Below are 17,789 nucleotides of genomic sequence, written 5' to 3'. Positions count from 1 at the left end.
CATCCCTTGATCACAGTGTCGCGCTTGGCGCATGAACCGCAATTGAACGAAACCCGCAGGAGAAGGCCATGGCCGCCCGACCGCAGGACATCCTGGGCTTCTGGACCGAAGCCGGCCCCAAGCAGTGGTTCGACAAGAACCGGGCGTTCGACGAGGCCATCCGCCTGAAGTACGAGCCCACCCATCACGCCGCCGCCCGCGGCGACTATGACGGCTGGGTCGAAACGCCCGAGGGCTCGCTGGCCCTGATCATCGTGCTCGACCAGTTCCCCCGCAACCTCTACCGCCGCAGCGGCCATGCCTTCGCCACCGACGGCAAGGCCCGCGCCGTGGCGCGCGCCGCCATCGCCAAGGGCCACGACACCGCCGTCGCGCCCGAGCTGCGCTATTTCTTCTACCTCCCGTTCGAGCACTCCGAATCCCTGGCCGACCAGGAACTGTGCATCGAGCTGTGCGCCGGCATGCAGGCCGACACCGGCGACGAGGACGCGATGAAGTGGGCGATCATCCACCGCGACATCATCGCCCGCTTCGGCCGATTTCCGCATCGCAACGTCGCGCTGGGCCGCGAAACCACCCCGGCCGAGCAGGCCTTTCTCGACGAAGGCGGGTTCGCCGGTTAGGCGAGCTTGGCTTGCGTGCAATCGATACTGTAGTGTCCGCCCGAAATTCGAAGGGGCCTGGAGGGCGCTGTCTATGTCGATGAAGAAACTCATGCTCGCGGCCGGCGCGATGGTTTGCGTCGCCGCTCCGGTCGAGGCGTTCGCTCAAGCCAAGCCGACCAAGGCCCAGCAGATGCAGACCCAGGCCCAGGCCGAAGTGCCGCGCTGCACCCGCAAGCTGGGCACGCTGTCGATCATCGACGGCGACGATCCCCGCGGCTGGACCCAGTACAACCTGGCCTCGCCGCAGAAGCTGCTGCGCGCCATCGTCCAGAAGTCGGGCTGCTTCAACCTCGTCGACCGCGGCGCGGGCCTGAACGCCGCCCAGATCGAGCGCAACATCGGCGGTAATCTCGGCCTGCAGCGCGGCTCCAACGTCGGCCAGGGCCAGATCAAGGCGGCCGACTACGTGCTGGTCGCCGAGGTCCAGGCCAGCGACAGCAACGCCGGCGGCGGCGCTGTCGCCGGCGCCATCGGCGGCCTGATCGGCGGCCGCGCGGGCGCGCTGGTCGGCGGCATCAAGACCAAGAAGCTGGAGGCCAACACCGTCCTGTCGCTAACCAACGTGCGCACCACCGAGACGGTGGCGGTGCAGGAAGGCTACGCCGTGAAGAACGACATCGGCTGGGGCGCGGGCGGCGGCATCGGCTTCGCCGGCGCGGTCGGCGGCGGCTACGAGGACACCGAGATCGGCCGGATCATCACCCTGGCCTTCATCAACAGCTACTCGAAGATGGTGGGCGAGCTGGGCCTGGTGGGCGACAGCGCCCAGGCCGCTCAGGCGGCGCCGACCAAGACCTTCGTGGCCACCCGCGTCGTCAACATGCGCGCCACCCCGGTCGCGGCCGGCAAGCTGATCCGCGCCCTGCCGGCCGGTTCGATCGTCTACCCGACCGGCAAGAAGCAGGAGCTGTGGTGGGAAGTGGCCGACGAGAACGACAACGTCGGCTGGGTGCTGAACACCGGCCTGGAGCCGTCGAAGTAAGTCCGTACTCGTCCTGAACGAGAACGCCCCGCCGGCTCGCCGCGCGGGGCGTTTTTGTGATTGGCCATGGGCTCGATTCGTCGCGATTGTGCGCCCCATGACCACCGACGTCCTCGACGCCCCGAAAGCCGCCGCCGACCATCCCGAGCGGCAGTACCTGACCCTGCTCGCCGACATCCTCGAGAACGGCGTCCAGCGCGGCGATCGCACCGGCACGGGCACCCTGGGCGTCTTCGGTCGTCAGATCCGCTTCGACCTGGCCAAGGGCTTTCCGGTCCTGACCACCAAGAAGCTGCACCTGCGCTCGATCATCATCGAGCTTTTGTGGTTCCTGAAGGGCGAGACCAACATCGCCTACCTCAAGGACAACGGCGTGCGCATCTGGGACGAGTGGGCCGACGAGAACGGCGAACTCGGCCCCGTCTACGGCAAGCAGTGGCGCTCGTGGGCGACGCCCGACGGCGGCTCGATCGACCAGATCGTCAATCTGGTCGAGGGGCTGAAGACCAATCCCAACAGCCGCCGCCATATCGTCAGCGCCTGGAACCCGGCCGATGTCGAGGACATGGCCCTGCCGCCCTGCCACTGCCTGTTCCAGTTCTTCGTCGCCGACGGCAAGCTGTCCTGCCAGCTCTACCAGCGCAGCGCCGACGTGTTCCTGGGCGTGCCCTTCAACATCGCCAGCTACGCCCTGCTGACCCTGATGGTCGCCAAGGTGGTCGGCCTGCAGCCGGGCGAGTTCGTGCACACCTTCGGCGACGCCCACCTCTATCTGAACCACCTGGACCAGGCCCGCGAGCAGCTGACCCGCGAGCCCAAGGCCTTCCCGACGATGCGGATCGCCGACAAGGCCGACCTCTTCGCCTTCGAGTACGAGGATTTCGCGCTGGAAGGCTACGAGGCCCACCCGCACATCAAGGCGGCGGTCTCGGTCTAGGGCGCCGCGACCGGCGCCGCCTTCGCCTTCAGCCGTGCGTCGCAGCGCGCCTGGCCCTTGGTTTCGGCGTCGGTGACCAGGAGCGCCGCCAGGGCGGGGCCGCCGGCGAACAAGTCGCCTGTGCCGAACTTCGAAACATCCCGCGCCGTGGCGATCTTGTCGCCAGCCCAGCCCCGCGAAACCAGCAGGTAGGACATCAGCACGTCGGCCTGCAGCTTGTAGGCGTCGGCCGTATAGGCGGCCTTGATGTTGCGCGCATCGGCCGCCGGCGCGACCGGAGCCGTGTTGACGTAGGCGGCCAGCGGCGTGAGCTGCTGGTAGTAGTCGAGCGTGGTGCTGACCAGGGCCAGCTTGGCCGCCCCGGCGTCGCTGCCGGACGCCGCCACGCAGGTCGTTCCCGCCGCCGGCTCGACATAGGCCAGTTCGGCGTAGTCAGCCGCCGTCGCAACGACGCTCTTCCAACCCAGCCGCACGGTCGCGACGTTGTTGTCGCGATAGGAGGTGAGCATGCGCTTTTCGACCATGTCGTTGATCTGGCTCGCCTGCACGGTCGTGCGCGCGTCCAGTTCGGCGCCGAGGTCCGAAAGGGTGGCCAGGGTGACGGCCGCGCTTTCGGGCAGGCCTTTCACGACGCGGAAGCTCAGATAGGTCTCCTTGCGGAACCGGTTGTCCGCGGTGACGTCGCAGGGCTTGCTCGCGCCGACGTCCTCCTTCTTGACGTTGTAGAGCACCCCGTCGTCAGCGCCCAAGCAGACCGTGCGCCAGTCGAAGGCGGCCTGCCGGTCTTCCTTGCGCAGAAGGACGTAGCGCCCCTCGACCAGCGGCAGGGTCTGCAGGCCCTTGGCCCCGATGTCGAAATAGACCTGGTATCGCAGCTGGGTGTCGTCGTGGTCGGCCGCCAGCAACGAGGTGCCCAGCTTGACCAGCGGCACCACCGCCGGGTTCGACAGGTTCAGCGCCGTCGCCCCCTGGTCGGCCAGCTCCGTCAGCAGGGTTTCGACCTGGGCGCTGGTGCGGTCCATCTCGATCATGGCGAAATCGAGCTGCAGGCGGCCCGAGGGCACCTTCGACGGCCCGAACACCGGCAGGTTGCGCCCATTCAGGGGCTGATCGACCTCGACGTCCCCGGAATAGAAGATCACCCGGTGCCCGTCGAGCTTGGTCCAGGACGGCACCGCCTGGTTGGACTGGTCGATGACGACGGCCTTGGCCAGCAGCGCCACCTCGCCGCTCTTGGCGGTCCAACTGCGCGACATGAACGCCTGCTGCGGGCTGATCGACGGTTCGATCAGGCCGTAGACGTGGATATGGTCCATCGTGATCGAGACGGTATCGTCCAGCCCGATGACGTCGTCGGCGTTGGAGGGCGCCTTGTGCATCACCCAGTCGCCCCAGCTGCTGCTGTCGGCGGCTGGCGGCTGCATCCGGCGCAGGTCGCTCACGCCCTCGTTCGTCAGCGCGCACGCGCTCATGCTAAACGCCAAGCCGGCGGCTAGGCACACCCCAGTCCAATGTCGCATGATGATCCCCCGATCCTCACAGAACACCGTTACACAACCTTAGCCTGAATTCAACGAGATCGATCGCCTTGACCACGCCTATCCTTACCGTCGGCCCCGTGGCCCGCTCGCTCAACGGCGTCATCGGCCGCGACAACGACCTGCCCTGGCGGCTCAAGTCGGACCTTGCGATGTTCAAGGCCGCCACCCTGGGCAAGCCGGTGATCATGGGCCGCAAGACCTGGGACAGCCTGCCCCGCAAGCCCCTGCCCGGCCGCCTGAACATCGTGCTGACCCGCGACCACAAGTTCGAGGCCGAGGGCGCGGTGGTCTGCGACACCTGGTCCGAGGCGGTGCAAATCGGCAAGGAGCAGGCCGCCGAGGACGGCGTCGAGGAGGTCTGCGTGATCGGCGGCGCGGCCCTGTTCGAACTGGCCCTGCCCCGCGCCAAGCGCATCTACGTCACCGAAGTGCAGGCGCAGGTTCAGGGCGACGTCGCCTTCCCGGCCTTCGACGAAAGCGCCTGGACCGAAGTGCGCCGCGAAGAGCGCCCCGCCGGCGACGGCGACGACTTCCCGTTCGTGTTCCGCGTGCTGGAACGCAAATGAGCGCCCTGCTGGCCGCCCTCGTCCTGGCCCAGGCGGCGTCGTCCACGGCGCCGCCGGCCGTCGATGCGCGCCAGCAGGCCCGCGACAACGCCGCCGAGATCGTGGTGGTCCAGGTCAAGCATGTCGGCGTCCCGCGCGGCGTGCGCGGCCGCTGCTTCGTCGCCGCCACGGTTGTCAGGGCCGAACCGGGCGTGAAGGTGAAGGTCGGCCGCAACCTGCGCCTGTCGGTGCCCTGCTCCGCGCCCGGCGCCAGCGGTTCCGACGTCGAGCACGGCGTCGACCAGGCCGCCCTCCAGCGTTCCAGCTACGGCCGCGCCTTCTTCGACGAGCGCCTGCAGCTGATCGCCTACGACCTCTTCGACCTGAACTGAGACCTTCCATGAGCGCCTGGCCAGACCGCCGGCTGATCGACCTTCTCGGGATCGCAGCGCCCGTCCTCCAGGCCCCGATGGCGGGCGCGACGACGCCGGCCATGGCCATCGGCGCGGCGCGCGGCGGCGGCCTGGGTTCGCTGGCCTGCGCCCAGTACACGCCCGACCAGGCCCGGGCGGCGATCGCCGAGTTCCGGGCCGCGATCGACGCGCCCCTGAACCTCAACTTCTTCGCCCATACCCCGCCCGTCGCCGATCCGGCGCGGATGCTGGCCTGGCGGGCGCGCTTGGCGCCCTACTATGTCGAGGCGGGCCTGGATCCCGCGCCGCCGCCGCCGGCCGGGGGCCGCGCGCCCTTCGACGAAGCCTTCTGCGCCCTGGTCGAGGACCTGCGGCCCCAGGTGGTCAGCTTCCACTTCGGCCTGCCGGAAAGCGCCCTGCTCGATCGCGTGCGGGCCACGGGCGCCAGGGTGCTGTCCTCGGCCACCACCGTCGCAGAAGCCGTGTGGCTGGAGCACAACGGCGTCGACGCCGTCATCGCCATGGGCGCAGAGGCGGGCGGCCATCGCGCCACCTTCCTGCCGGGCTTCGCCGAGGCGATCGACAACCGCCTGGACACCGCCGCCCAGCCGGGCCTGTTCTCGCTGCTGCCGCAGGTGGTAGCCGCCGTCTCCGTCCCGGTGATCGCCGCCGGCGGCATAGCCGAGGCGCGCGGCGTGGCGGCCGCCCGGGCCCTGGGCGCGTCCGGCGTGCAGGTCGGCACGGCCTACCTCTTCACGCCCGAGGCCAGGATCCCGCCGGCCCACCGCGCCGCCCTGGACCAGGCCCGCGACGACAACACCATGATCACCGACGTCTTCACCGGCCGCCCGGCCCGAGGCGTGGCCAACCGGCTGATGCGCGAGGTCGGGCCGATCGGCGGCGCGGTGGTGCCGCCCTTCCCGCTGGCCGGCGGCGCCCTGACGCCCCTGCGCCAGGACGGCGCGAACGGCGACTTCACCAACCTCTGGGCCGGCCAGTCGGCCAGCCTGGCGCCGCGCGGCCTCGACGCCGAAGCGCTGACCCGGCTGCTCGCCGACGCCTGAACGGGTTGCGGCCTGGTTCAAACGAACGTTTACTTCCACGCAGACACCCGCAGAGGTGCAGCAAGGGAGCGAGACGACATGGACCTGACCCTCGTCGCCGAAGGCCTGCAGTTTCCCGAAGGCCCGATCGCCATGGCCGACGGTTCGGTGCTGCTGGTCGAGATCCAGCGCCAGATCCTGACCCGGATCACGCCGGACGGAACGCGAACCACCGTCGCCGACCTGCCAGGCGGCCCCAACGGCGCAGCGATCGGCCCGGACGGCGCGGTCTATGTCACCAACAACGGCGGCAGCTTCCAGTTCTACGACATGGGCGGGCTGAACGTCCCCGGCCCGACGCCGGACAGCCATAAAGGCGGCTCTATCCAGCGCGTCGACCTTTCCACCGGCGCGGTGACCACGCTGTACGAGGCCTGCGACGGCAAGCGGCTGGTCGGGCCCAACGACCTGGTCTTCGACAAGCATGGCGGCTTCTGGTTCACCGACCACGGCTGCTCCACGCCCGACGGCCGCCGGTACGGGGCGCTGTACTACGCCAAGACCGACGGCAGCCGCATCGTGCGAGCTCGCGACCACCTGATCTCGCCCAACGGGGTGGGCCTGTCGCCGGCCGAAGACGTGGTCTATGTGGCCGACACCATGCTGGGCCGGCTGTGGGCCTTCGACGTGGCCGCGCCGGGCGAACTGGTCCCGCCCGCCCCGCTGCAGCCGGGCCGCGTCGTCTGCAACCTGCCGGGCTATCAGCTGCTCGACAGCCTGGCGGTCGAGGCCGACGGCCGGGTGTGCGTGGCCACCATCATCAACGGCGGGATCACCGCCTTCTCGCCCGACGGCGCGACGCAGCACCTGGCGGTTCCGGACGTGATCACCACCAACCTCTGCTTCGGCGGCGCCGACATGCAGGACGTGTGGATCACCGCGTCGGGAACCGGAAAGCTCTGGCGCGGCCGCTGGGAACGGCCGGGGTTGAAGTTGAACTTCGGGGCCTGATCCTTCTCCCCTTGCGGGAGAAGGTGTCAGCGAAGCTGACGGATGAGGGGTCGCCACCACGAAAAACGCCGCGACGGCTGATCGGCTGTCGCGGCGTTTGATTTCTGAGAGATCCCTCACCCGACCTCGCTACGCGAGGCCACCCTCACCCGCAAGGGGAGAGGGATCGCGGTCGATCAGTACAGAACCCCCAGCGCCTCGCGGCTGAAGTTCTGCAGTTCGTCGCTCCGCCCGTCGCGGATCTTCACCACCCACTCGGGGTCCTGCAGCAGGGCGCGGCCGACGCCGACGAGGTCGAACTCGCCGCGGTCGAGGCGCTCGAGCAGGCCGTCGATCGAAGCCGGCTGGCTGCCCTCGCCGCCGAAGGCCGCGATGAACTCGCCCGACAGGCCCACCGAGCCGACGGTGATCGTCGGGGCGCCGGTCAGCTTCTTGGTCCAGCCGGCGAAGTTGAGGTCGGATCCCTCGAACTCCGGCTCCCAGAACCGGCGCTGCGAGCAGTGGAAGATGTCGGCGCCGGCGTCGGCCAGCGGCTGCAGCCAGGCTTCGAGCAGTTGCGGCGTCTCGGCGTTCTTCACCGCGTAGTCCTGCTGCTTCCACTGCGACAGGCGGATGATCACCGGATAGTCGGGACCGACGGCGGTCCGGACGGCCTTGAGGATCTCGGCGGCGAACTTGCTGCGCTCGGCGATGGTCGGGCCGCCGAAGGCGTCGTCACGCAGGTTGGTGCCGTTCCAGAAGAACTGGTCGATCAGGTAGCCGTGCGCGCCGTGCAGCTCGATAGCGTCGAAACCCAGGCGCTTGGCGTCGGCGGCGGCCGTGGCGAAGGCGGCAATGGTGTCGGCGACGTCGGAATCGCTCATCGGCTCGGTGAACTGGCCGCCGCCCGCCTTGGATACGCCCGACGGGCTGTCAACCTTGCCCAGTTGCGCGGGCCCCTTGGCCGAACCCACGTGCCACAGCTGCGGGGCGATCAGGCCGCCGACCGCATGCACCTCGTCGACGACCGTCTTCCAGGCCGCCAGTTCCTTTTCGCCGTGGAAGCGCGGCACGTTGGGATCATTCAGCGAGGCCGGCCGGGCCACGCCCGTCCCCTCGGTGACGATCAGGCCCACCTGGGCCGCCGCGCGGCGGGCGTAGTAGGCGGCAACGTCGTCGGTGGCCACGCCGCCGGGCGAGAACGACCGGGTCATCGGCGCCATCACCACCCGGTTGGGCAGTTTCAGCGACTTGAATTCGAACGGCTTGAAGAGGACGTCGAGGGCCATGCGGGCGCTCCAGCGGGAAATGAACCTTCCTGATCCAAACACCTGTTCGGATCATCCGCCATGCAGAAATACTGCAACGGACGCTGTATCTGGTGAGGAGCGTACAGAAAGAAAACCCAAATGCGGGATATGCGCCCCCTAACCGAGTGTCCCCGCGAAGGCGGGGATGCGCGGAAAATTGGGTTCGCAGAATAAGAGCTTGCCGCCCTACCCCAGGATCTCGTCCAGCGCGCCCAGCAGGCGATCGATCTGGCCGTCGGTCCCCACGGTGATCCGCAGGTGGTCGCCGATGCGCGGCGCGTCGAAGCGGCGGACGATCACCCCTCTCGTACGAAGCTCGGCTGCCAACTCCGCGCCCGGCCGCGAGGCGTGGCGGGCGAAGACGAAGTTGGCCGACGAGGCCGGGGCGGAGAAGCCTCGCGCCTCCAGCCCCTCGACCAGGCGGCGGCGGCCGGCGATCACCCGCGCGCGGCTGTCCTGGAAGAAGGCCTCGTCCTCGACCGAGGCGATCGCCCCGGCCTGGGCCGGCCGGCCCAGCGGGTAGGAGTTGAAGCTGTCCTTGACCCGCGTCAGCCCCTCGATCAGCGCCGCGTCGCCGATGGCGTAGCCCACCCGCAGGCCGGCCAGGGCTCGCGACTTCGACATGGTCTGCACCACCAGGAGGTTCGGATGATCGGCGACCAGCGGGATGGCGCTCTCGCCGCCGAAGTCGACATAGGCCTCGTCGATCACCACCGGCTTGTCGGGGTGCTCGGCCAGCAGCTGGGCGATCTGCGCGCGGGTCAGGGCCACGCCCGTCGGGGCGTTGGGATTGGCGATGATGATCGCGCCGGCCGCCCGCCGATAATCCTCGATGCGCACCGAAAGGTCGCCCGACAGCGGCACGGTCTCGTAGGCCACGTCGAACAGGCGGCAGTAGGTCGGATAGAAGCTGTAGGTGATGTCCGGAAACAGCAGCGGCGCCGCGTGGCCCAGCAGGGCCCGGAAGGCGTGAGCCAGCACCTCGTCGGAGCCGTTGCCGGCGAACACCTGCTCCACGGCCACGCCATGATAGGCCGCCAGGGTCTCGCGCAGCGCGCCGGAGGTCGGATCGGGATAGAGCCGCAGGGCCTCGTCGGCGGCCGCCGCGACGGCCTCGACCGCCTTGGGCGACGGCCCGTAGGGGCTCTCGTTGGTGTTCAGCTTGACCAGGTCGGCGATCTTCGGCTGCTCGCCCGGCACGTAGGGCGACAGCGTGTGGACCAGCGGGCTCCAGAAACGGCTCAAGGTCTTGCTCCAGCGACTTGCGCCGCCGGGATGCGGAACCTTGGGCCGTCCGTCAAGCGCGGGCTTGGCCCCTACTCCACCGCGTCGAGATATTCGATCTCGGGACGGCCGGCCAGGAACGGCGCCATGGCCGCGCCGGCGGCCTTGAAGTAGTCGGTTCCGCCGTGGTGCTTGAGCGCATCGCCCGAAGCGTAGAGCTCCAGCACCTTGTAGACGCCGGCCTCGGTCTTGGACCTGGTCAGCTGGTAGACGATCGCGCCCGGCTCGTTGGCCTTCACCTTGGCGGCCAGGTCGAGAAACACCGCCTCGAACGCCGAAGCCTTGTCCGGCTGCACCTTCAGGGTCGCCACCACGCCGATCATGCGCCTTCTCCCAACGTTTGTTTGAATGCACGGTGGACGAGGTTCCGCGGCAGGGCAAGCGCCAACGAAAAACGCCGCGACGGCCCGTGGCGTCGCGGCGTTCGAAACTTGCAGAGAAGGCGGCGCGATCTAGCGGCGCTCGTTCCAGCCGTAGGCGACCCAGGAGTGACCGCCGACGTTGCGGGCCTCGATCAGGTTGGGATCGGCCGAGGCCTTGGCCCGAGCCGGGCGCCGGCCCCGCAGGGCGAAGGCCGCCAGGCCCAGGAGCGCGGTGGCCATGAAGCCCACCACCACCAGGGTCGCGGCGAACACCACCGCCACCACGGCGGCCACCGAGACCGCGATCGCCGTGGCCACGCCGCCGACCACCGCGGCCAGGCCGCGCAAGGCCGAAGAATGCGTCGCGCCGATGTTCGCGCCCAGGGTCATGGTCATCGTCGTCCTCGATCGGCGCCGGGGCGCCCAGAATCTCCGTCCTCGTCCCTTAGGTTGGCTCTGGAGGTCTGAACGTCAACTGAACACCCATTGGGTTCAATCACAAAGACTTTTCCGTTCAACCCGCGGCGGCCAGCCCGAGTTCCCGCCGCTCGCGCATGACGGTGCTGAAAGCCGCATTGATCGCCGCGGCCTTGGCCTCGGCCACCTCGATGAATTCGGCCGGCAGGCCGCGAGCCCGAGCCCGGTCGGGGTGGGCGTCTGACAGGGCCGACCTCCAGGCCTTGCGCACCACCTCGTCCTCGGCGTCGGCCGGCACGTCGAGGATCACATAGGGATCGTCGGCGCCCGCCCCCAGGTGGGTGGCGCTGAGACGGCGGAAGGCCAGCGGCGACAGGCCGAACAGCTCGGCCACCCGCTCCAGATAGTCGAGCTCGTCCTGGGTCACCGCGCCGTCGGCCTTGGCGATATGGAACAGGCCGTCGAGCACGTCTTCCAGCAACTGCGGGCACGAGCGGTAGCGCTTGGCCAGCCGCTTGGCGTAGCTCTCGAAGCCATGCGTGGTCTGGCGGGCCAGGTCGTACAGGCGGTGGATGTTCTGCTCGGACGCCGGGTCCGGATGGAACACCTGCGAGAAGGCCTCGAACTCGTGTCCGTCGGCGCTGCCGTCGGCCTTGGCCAGCTTGGCGCCCAGCGCCGTCACGGCCGTCGAGAACGCCGGATCCTGCCCCGGCGGTCCGGGCGGACACTCGGCGCATTCCGCCAGATCCAGCCGACGGGCCGCGATGCTTGCGATGTTGCGCCAGAAGGTCATGCGGAAAGTCTAACGCCGGCAGGTCGTGGAAGATACGGATCCGGGCGGCGCCAGGATGACGCACCGGAAGGGCCTTCTAGCATACGCATCGCACGCGACCCACCCGGCGATTGCTGCATCGCACATGTAAACTTGTTCAGAATTGCCGCCATCTTCGGAGCCATCCGGCGCGTTCGTCGTTATGGCTGAGCTTGGCGCGGGACTTTGTCCATACGGCGCCATGCTGAGGTCCCAATGCGGCCCGAAATGCTCTAGTCAGCTTACTGACGCTACCGAAAGGATTCCCGGCCGTATGGCGACCGCTCTTCTCTTCGCCCTCGCCCTGATGGCGCAGGACGCGCCCGTGACCACCGCCGCTCCTCCCCCGCGCACCCAGCCCGCCGCCACGCCGCCGACCGACGAGTACGGCTACATCGCCTGGTGCTACGGCGCGCTCGGCGGCTATGTCGACCTCTACGACAAGGTCATGCCCGAGGTGACGCGGATCGAGAAGGCCTTCCCCGGCCCCGACGGCGCGGCCGCCGCGCTGAAGGAATATCCGGCGATGCGCATCCAGGCGCGCGGCGACCTGAAGACCTACGCCGCGGCCATCACCGCCGCCGAGAAGGCCAGCCCCCGCCCGATCGCCGAGTACGGCGCGGCCGCGATGAAGAAGGGCCGTTCGATCTGGGGCGGTTCGGAAGCCGTCGACAAGGCGCGCTTGGCCCAGGTGTGGATGAGCTGGTCGCCGCCCGGCGACTGCGAGACCCGCGCCAAGGCCCTGGAAAGCAAGTCCAACCTGTTCGGCCAGGCCCTGAACTACAACGTCAAGAGCGCCGTGCCGGTCGAGCCGGAGGCCGCCCCCGCGCCCGAACCGGAAGCCCCGCCTCCGCCGCCGCCTGCCGAAACGCCCGCCCCGGCCAAGATCGAGGCCTCGGCGCCCGCCGCGCCCGCGCCCAAGCCCGCCGTTCAGAAGCCCCCCGTCCAGAAACCCGCTGCGAAGCCGGCGTCCACGGCCGCCGCTCCGACGGCCAAGCCCGCCGCCAAGCCGCTGGCCCCGATCGGCTCGACCCCGGCCAAGCTGCCGGCCAGCCGCGAGATCATCATCGACCCGAACAACCCGCAGGCCTGCGCCGGCAGCCTCGTCCCCGCCAAGCGCGGCGGCAAGGACATGCTGATCTGCAAGCCGGACTAAGAGGCGGCGCACACCCCCTCCGGCCCTCCGGGCCACCTCCCCCAGAGGGGGAGGATCTGAAGCGCCAAGATGCTCCCCTCTGGGGGAGCTGTCGCAAAGCGACTGAGGGGGGCCGCCGCCAGGCGGTCCTCACGGCGCCGTCGGCAGCACCCCGCTCCGCGCCAAGCCCGCGTACCAGCCGTACGAGGCCTTGGGCTTGCGCTCCCCGCTCGCGCGGTCGTGGCTGACCAGGCCGAACTTCGAGCGATAGCCCAGCGCCCATTCCCAGTTGTCGATCAGGCACCAGGCGAAGAAGCCCTTCACGGGCGAGCCCGCCTCCATGGCCGCCTTCACCGCCTGCAGGTGGCGGCGCAGGAAGGCGATGCGGAAGGTGTCGGCCTGGATCGCCCCGCCGTCGCCGAACGGATCCGAGCAGCCGTTCTCGGTGATGAACACCGGCGGATTGCCGTACTCGGTGCGCAGCCGCGTCAGCACCTCCAGCAGGCCCGAGGGATCGATGTGCCGCCCGAAGGCGTCCAGCTCGGCGCCCCTGGGCGGATCGGCCGGCTTGATCCGGCCCGGCGACAGCGGCGCCAGGCGCATGTAGGCCGGCGCGTAGTAGTTCACCCCCATGAAGTCGACCCTCTGGCGGATCGTCGAGAGGTCTTCCGAGCGCACGCGGTCGCCCAGGAACTCGTCCATCTGGTCGGGATAGTCGCCCTTCAGCAGCGGATCGAGCCAGGCGCGGTTCCACAGCGCGTCCAGGCCGTCCGAGGCCAGCCGGTTCCAGAACGCCAGCCCCCCGCCCGCCGGCCGGCAGGGCTGCAGCGCCAGGGTGGTGCCGATCGACAGGTCGCCGTGCGCAGCGCGCAGGGCCTGGATGGCCATCCCCTGCCCCAGGTTCATGTGGTGGGTCACCGGCCCCAGCAGGGCCACGTCCTTCAGCCCCGGCGCATGCTCGCCGGTGACGTGGCCGAACACGGTGTGCACCGCCGGCTCGTTCAGCACGATGATCTTCTTGAGCCGGTCGCCCAGCCGCTCGCCGACCAGGGCGGCATAGTCGGCGAAGGCCTTGGCGCTGTCGCGCGCCGCCCAGCCGCCGCGGTCCTGCACCGCCTGCGGAAGGTCCCAGTGGAACAGCGTGGCGTAGGGCGTCACGCCCTTTTCCAGCAACCTGTCGACCAGTCGGCTGTAGTGATCGACGCCGGCCTGGGCCACCGCGCCCGCCCCCGTGGGCAGCACCCGCGACCAGGAGATCGAGAACCGGTAGGCGCCCAATCCGGCCCCGGCCACCAGGTCGACGTCCTCAGCCCAGCGCCGATAGCTGTCGGTGGCGACCTTGGCGTCCGAGCCGTCGATGATCTTGCCGGGCTGGTCCTGGAACACGTCCCAGACGCTGGGCCCGCGCCCGTCGGCGGTCGGTGACCCCTCCGTCTGGAAGGCGGCGCTGGCCGCGCCCCAGACGAAATCCTTGGGAAAGTCCCGCGACCTCGGCTTCACGTCGCCGCCCTGGGGTCCTGCGCACCCCGCCAGCCCCGCCGCCGTTCCGCCCACCGCCAACGCGCCCAGCGCACGGCGGCTCATGCCCCTGCCTTCCACGCTTCACCCCCAGCTAATCGGAGGTCCCCGCCTCCGTTGCTTTGAGAATGCACGCGAAGAACGCCGGTTGACCAGAGGCCTGCCCTCGCCGGGCGATCATGCTAGGCTTCATGCATGAACGCCCCGGTCCGCCCCCCGCTCGACCTGCCCCACCGGCTGTTCACCACGGAAGACGTCTTCCGCATGGTCCAGGCCGGCGTGCTTGCCGAGAACGAGAACATCGAGCTGATCGACGGGGAAATCGTGGTCATGGCCGCCAAGAAGAACGCCCACGAGATCGTCAAGAGCGCTCTGATCGAACAGCTGGTCCGGTCGATGCCGGGTGAAATGCGGCTGGGCGTGGAGACCACCCTCTACCTGACTGAGCGGCTGTTCGTCGAACCCGACCTGATGCTCTACCCGCGCCGCCTCCAGCCGCAGAGCCTGGCCGGCGCCGACATCGTCCTGCTGATCGAGGTGGCCGACGAGTCTCGCGCCTACGACCTGGGGATCAAGGCCGGCATCTATGCCCAGCATGGCGTCGCCGACTATTGGGTGATCGACGCCGTCGCCCGGCGCGCCGTCATCCACCGACGCCCGTCCGATGACGGCTACAGGTCTATCGAGGTGATCGAGGGCGATCTTCAGGCCTTGCTGCTGCAGGACCTGCGGATCGCCCTCGCCTCGCTGTTCGAGCCTTAAGCCGCCTCGCCGCGCGCCCGGGCCAGCGGGTCGTAGTTGAGGATCGGCGACAGCCAGCGCTCGGTCGTGGCCAGGTCCCAGCCCTTGCGGCGGGCGTAGTCCTCGACCTGGTCGAAGTCGATCTTGCCGACCCCGAAATAGTGGCTCTGCGGGTGGCTGAAATAGAGGCCCGACACCGCCGCGCCGGGGCTCATGGCGAAGCTCTCGGTCAGGGCCATGCCGGTGGCGGCCTCGGCGTCCAGCAGCCTGAACAGCGTGCCCTTCTCGGTGTGGTCGGGCTGGGCCGGATAGCCGGGCGCGGGGCGGATGCCCTGGTACTTCTCGGCGATCAGGCGCTCGGCGTCGAAGCCCTCTTCGGGCGCGTAGCCCCACAGCTCCACCCGGGCCTTGTGGTGCAGCCACTCGGCGAAGGCCTCGGCCAGGCGGTCGGCGAGCGCCGACGCCATGATGGCGCTGTAGTCGTCGCCGGCGTCCTTGAAGCGCTTGACGATCTCGTCCTCGCCATGGCCGGCGGTGACGGCGAAGCCGCCCACATAGTCGGCCGGGCCGCCCACGGGCGCGACGAAGTCCGACAGCGCCAGGTTGGCCTTGCCCTCGCCCGGGCCCTTGTCGATCTGCTGGCGCAGGGTGTGCAGGCGGGCGATCTCGACCGTGCGGGTCTCGTCCGAATACAGCACCACGTCGTCCTCGACCGCCTGGGCCGGCCAGAAGCCGATCACGCCCTTGGCCCCGAACCACTTCTCGGCGATGACCTTGTCGAGCATGACCCGGGCGTCGCGATAGAGATCGGTGGCCGCCTCGCCGACCACGTCGTCTTCCAGGATCTGCGGATAGCGGCCGATCAGCTCCCAGCTGGCGAAGAACGGCGACCAGTCGATGAACGGCTCCAGCTCGGCCAGGCTCGGCTCGAAGGTGCGCGCGCCGGTGAACAGCGGCTTGGGCGGCGTATAGCCCTTCCAGTCGATGGCGTACTTGCGCTTGCGGGCCTCGCCGATGGCCGTGCGGGCCTTGACCGTCTGGCCGCGGGCGTACTGCTCGCGCACCTTGACGTACTCGGCGCGGGTATCGGCCGTCACCCGGTCCTTCTCGGTCGGCGACAGCAGCGAGGACACCACGCCCACCGCCCGGCTGGCGTCGACCACATAGGTGGTCGGGCCGCGGCGATAGGCCGGCTCGATCTTCACCGCCGTGTGGGTGCGGCTGGTCGTGGCTCCGCCGATCAGCAGCGGGATGTTGAAGCCCTGGCGCTCCATCTCGGCGGCAACGAACACCATCTCGTCCAGCGACGGGGTGATCAGGCCCGACAGGCCGATCATGTCGACCTCGTGCTTCTTGGCCTCGTCGAGGATGCGGTCGGCGGGCACCATCACGCCCAGGTCGACGACCTCGTAGTTGTTACACTGCAGCACGACGCCGACGATGTTCTTGCCGATGTCGTGGACGTCGCCCTTCACCGTGGCCATCAGCACCTTGCCGGCGGCCTTGCGCGCCTGGCCTTCCTTCTCGGCCTCCATGAACGGCATCAGCCAGGCCACGGCCTGCTTCATCACGCGGGCCGACTTGACCACCTGCGGCAGGAACATCTTGCCCGCGCCGAACAGGTCGCCGACGACGTTCATGCCGTCCATCAGCGGGCCTTCGATGACGTGCAGCGGCCGCTCGGCGGCCAGGCGGGCCTCTTCGGTGTCGGCGTCGATGAACTCGGTGATGCCGTGCACCAGGGCATGGGTCAGGCGCTCGTTCACCGTTCCCTCGCGCCAGGCCAGGTTGGCGACCTGCTGCTGGCCCTTCTCGCCCTTGTAGCGCGGGGCCATGTCGACCAGGCGCTCGGTGTTGGTCTGCACCGGATCGCGCTGCGGACGGTTGAGGATCACGTCCTCGACGGCCTCGCGCAGGGTCGCGTCGATATCGTCGTAGACCGGCAGGTCGCCGGCGTTGACGATGCCCATGTCCATGCCGGCGTTGATGGCGTGGTACAGGAACACCGAGTGGATCGCCCTGCGCACCGGCTCGTTGCCGCGGAAGCTGAACGAGACGTTCGACACCCCGCCCGACACCCGGGCGAACGGCAGCAACTGCTTGATCCGGCGCGTGGCTTCGATGAAGTCGACGGCGTAGTTGTCGTGCTCCTCGATCCCGGTCGCCACGGCGAAGATGTTGGGATCGAAGATGATGTCTTCCGGCGCGAAGCCCACCTTGTCGACCAGGGTGTTGTAGGCGCGCTGGCAGATTTCGACCTTGCGGGCCTCGGTGTCGGCCTGGCCGACCTCGTCGAAGGCCATGACCACCACCGCCGCGCCGTAGCGCTGGCAAAGGCGGGCCTGCTGGAGGAACTTCTCCTCGCCTTCCTTCAGGCTGATCGAGTTGACGATCGCCTTGCCCTGCACGCACTTGAGGCCGGCTTCGATCACTTCCCACTTGGAGCTGTCGATCATCACCGGCACGCGGGCGATGTCGGGCTCGGCGGCCATCAGGTTCAGGAAGGTGACCATCGCCTGCTCGCTGTCGAGCAGGCCCTCGTCCATGTTGACGTCGATGACCTGGGCGCCGGCCTCGACCTGCTGGCGCGCGACCGACAGGGCCTCGCTGAAGTTGCCCTCGACGATCAGCTTCTTGAACTTGGCCGAACCGGTGACGTTGGTCCGCTCGCCGATGTTGACGAAGACAGGTCTCATTGGGATGCGCTCAGGATGGTCTGCAGGCCGGCGATGTGGGTCAGCCACGCATCGTGCGCGTCGCCTTCCTGCCAGAGTTCGTCGATTTCGGACGCCGGGGCGACAACCCGGGCCAGGGCCGCGCGGGCCAGGCGCACCAGGCCTTCCGGCGGCGCGCCCAGGGCGTCCTTGAGGCCGCGCTGGTCTTCTGGCAGCACGGCCAGATCGCCGACGCAGGCCGCCACGATGGCGGCGGCGGCCACGGCCATCTCGCCCTCGGGCGCTTCCAGATAGCCCGCGGCCTTGGTCACGTGCTCGAGGATCCGCACCACCGTGCGCCAGTCCGGCGCCTCGACCAGATCCTCGATGAAGTCGGCGGCCTCGTCGTTGTCGAACGGTCCGTTGTCCCAGGCGCCCATG

18 protein-coding genes are annotated in these 17,789 nt (G+C 69.3%); 9 read left to right on the top strand and 9 right to left on the bottom strand.

The window, feature by feature from the left end:
• Positions 1–68: 68 nt before the first annotated feature.
• The 3 genes from AC1DCG_RS19365 (at position 69) to AC1DCG_RS19355 (ending at position 2,584) form a co-directional block, all read left to right on the top strand.
• On the top strand, positions 69–623 hold the full coding sequence (locus AC1DCG_RS19365; protein WP_165262731.1) for a DUF924 family protein: 555 nt from the start codon (positions 69–71) through the stop codon (positions 621–623).
• Between the two features lie 73 nt (positions 624–696).
• Positions 697–1,647, top strand: coding sequence for an SH3 domain-containing protein (locus AC1DCG_RS19360; protein WP_477031246.1), 951 nt, complete (start codon positions 697–699; stop codon positions 1,645–1,647).
• Positions 1,648–1,744: 97 nt separating this feature from the next.
• The gene (locus AC1DCG_RS19355; protein ID WP_477031245.1) at positions 1,745–2,584 is read left to right on the top strand and encodes a thymidylate synthase; all 840 of its coding nucleotides are present in this window, start codon (positions 1,745–1,747) and stop codon (positions 2,582–2,584) included.
• Here the strand turns inward: AC1DCG_RS19355 and AC1DCG_RS19350 are convergent.
• Positions 2,581–4,056 (bottom strand): hypothetical protein, encoded by a 1,476-nt coding sequence (locus AC1DCG_RS19350; RefSeq protein ID WP_477031244.1) that lies wholly within the window; start codon positions 4,054–4,056, stop codon positions 2,581–2,583. The genes AC1DCG_RS19355 and AC1DCG_RS19350 overlap by 4 nt on opposite strands.
• Before the next feature lie 128 nt (positions 4,057–4,184).
• Here AC1DCG_RS19350 and AC1DCG_RS19345 point away from each other — a divergent pair, with 128 nt between their 5' ends.
• The 4 genes from AC1DCG_RS19345 to AC1DCG_RS19330 all read left to right on the top strand — a co-directional run bounded on the left by AC1DCG_RS19345 (position 4,185) and on the right by AC1DCG_RS19330 (position 7,137).
• Positions 4,185–4,691, top strand: coding sequence for a dihydrofolate reductase (locus AC1DCG_RS19345; protein ID WP_477037215.1), 507 nt, complete (start codon positions 4,185–4,187; stop codon positions 4,689–4,691).
• Positions 4,688–5,062 carry a hypothetical protein gene (locus AC1DCG_RS19340; protein WP_477031243.1) on the top strand — a complete coding sequence of 125 codons (375 nt, stop codon included), beginning with the start codon at positions 4,688–4,690 and terminating at the stop codon, positions 5,060–5,062. The genes AC1DCG_RS19345 and AC1DCG_RS19340 overlap by 4 nt, the downstream gene beginning before the upstream one ends.
• An 8-nt stretch (positions 5,063–5,070) precedes the next feature.
• Positions 5,071–6,147 carry an NAD(P)H-dependent flavin oxidoreductase gene (locus AC1DCG_RS19335; protein WP_477037212.1) on the top strand — a complete coding sequence of 359 codons (1,077 nt, stop codon included), beginning with the start codon at positions 5,071–5,073 and terminating at the stop codon, positions 6,145–6,147.
• Between the two features lie 78 nt (positions 6,148–6,225).
• Positions 6,226–7,137 carry an SMP-30/gluconolactonase/LRE family protein gene (locus AC1DCG_RS19330; protein ID WP_477031241.1) on the top strand — a complete coding sequence of 304 codons (912 nt, stop codon included), beginning with the start codon at positions 6,226–6,228 and terminating at the stop codon, positions 7,135–7,137.
• 176 nt (positions 7,138–7,313) lie between these two features.
• Here the strand turns inward: AC1DCG_RS19330 and AC1DCG_RS19325 are convergent, their stop codons facing one another.
• The 5 genes from AC1DCG_RS19325 to AC1DCG_RS19305 all read right to left on the bottom strand — a co-directional run bounded on the left by AC1DCG_RS19325 (position 7,314) and on the right by AC1DCG_RS19305 (position 11,282).
• Positions 7,314–8,405 (bottom strand): NADH:flavin oxidoreductase, encoded by a 1,092-nt coding sequence (locus AC1DCG_RS19325; RefSeq protein WP_477037213.1) that lies wholly within the window; start codon positions 8,403–8,405, stop codon positions 7,314–7,316.
• A gap of 207 nt (positions 8,406–8,612) precedes the next feature.
• A complete protein-coding gene (gene hisC, locus AC1DCG_RS19320; protein ID WP_477037214.1) occupies positions 8,613–9,671 on the bottom strand; it encodes a histidinol-phosphate transaminase in 1,059 nt (352 codons plus the stop codon).
• Between the two features lie 71 nt (positions 9,672–9,742).
• Positions 9,743–10,033 (bottom strand): putative quinol monooxygenase, encoded by a 291-nt coding sequence (locus AC1DCG_RS19315; RefSeq protein WP_165262749.1) that lies wholly within the window; start codon positions 10,031–10,033, stop codon positions 9,743–9,745.
• A 129-nt stretch (positions 10,034–10,162) separates the two neighbouring features.
• Positions 10,163–10,462, bottom strand: coding sequence for a hypothetical protein (locus AC1DCG_RS19310; protein WP_477031250.1), 300 nt, complete (start codon positions 10,460–10,462; stop codon positions 10,163–10,165).
• A gap of 124 nt (positions 10,463–10,586) precedes the next feature.
• Complete coding sequence (locus AC1DCG_RS19305) at positions 10,587–11,282, bottom strand: J domain-containing protein (RefSeq protein WP_165262751.1); 696 nt, start codon at positions 11,280–11,282, stop codon at positions 10,587–10,589.
• Between the two features lie 292 nt (positions 11,283–11,574).
• Between AC1DCG_RS19305 and AC1DCG_RS19300 the strand changes: the two genes are divergently transcribed.
• A complete protein-coding gene (locus AC1DCG_RS19300) occupies positions 11,575–12,456 on the top strand; it encodes a hypothetical protein (RefSeq protein ID WP_477031238.1) in 882 nt (293 codons plus the stop codon).
• Positions 12,457–12,585: 129 nt separating this feature from the next.
• On the opposite strand, the gene AC1DCG_RS19295 is transcribed toward AC1DCG_RS19300, so the two are convergent.
• Positions 12,586–14,019, bottom strand: a complete 1,434-nt coding sequence (locus AC1DCG_RS19295) for a GH1 family beta-glucosidase (RefSeq protein ID WP_477031237.1) — start codon at positions 14,017–14,019, stop codon at positions 12,586–12,588.
• A gap of 129 nt (positions 14,020–14,148) precedes the next feature.
• Between AC1DCG_RS19295 and AC1DCG_RS19290 the strand changes: the two genes are divergently transcribed.
• The gene (locus AC1DCG_RS19290; protein ID WP_477031236.1) at positions 14,149–14,715 is read left to right on the top strand and encodes a Uma2 family endonuclease; all 567 of its coding nucleotides are present in this window, start codon (positions 14,149–14,151) and stop codon (positions 14,713–14,715) included.
• On the opposite strand, the gene metH is transcribed toward AC1DCG_RS19290, so the two are convergent.
• Positions 14,712–17,390 carry a methionine synthase gene (metH, locus tag AC1DCG_RS19285; protein ID WP_477031235.1) on the bottom strand — a complete coding sequence of 893 codons (2,679 nt, stop codon included), beginning with the start codon at positions 17,388–17,390 and terminating at the stop codon, positions 14,712–14,714. The two genes, AC1DCG_RS19290 and metH, sit on opposite strands and share 4 nt — an antisense overlap.
• On the bottom strand, positions 17,387–17,788 hold the full coding sequence (locus AC1DCG_RS19280) for a DUF4259 domain-containing protein (protein WP_477031234.1): 402 nt from the start codon (positions 17,786–17,788) through the stop codon (positions 17,387–17,389). The genes metH and AC1DCG_RS19280 overlap by 4 nt, the downstream gene beginning before the upstream one ends.
• Position 17,789: the final 1 nt, after the last annotated feature.

The sequence above is a fragment of the Caulobacter sp. 10L414 genome (genome assembly GCF_056395525.1).
The sequence above is the reverse complement of the archived record's forward strand: the minus strand, read 5'-3'. Positions and strand labels throughout refer to the sequence as shown.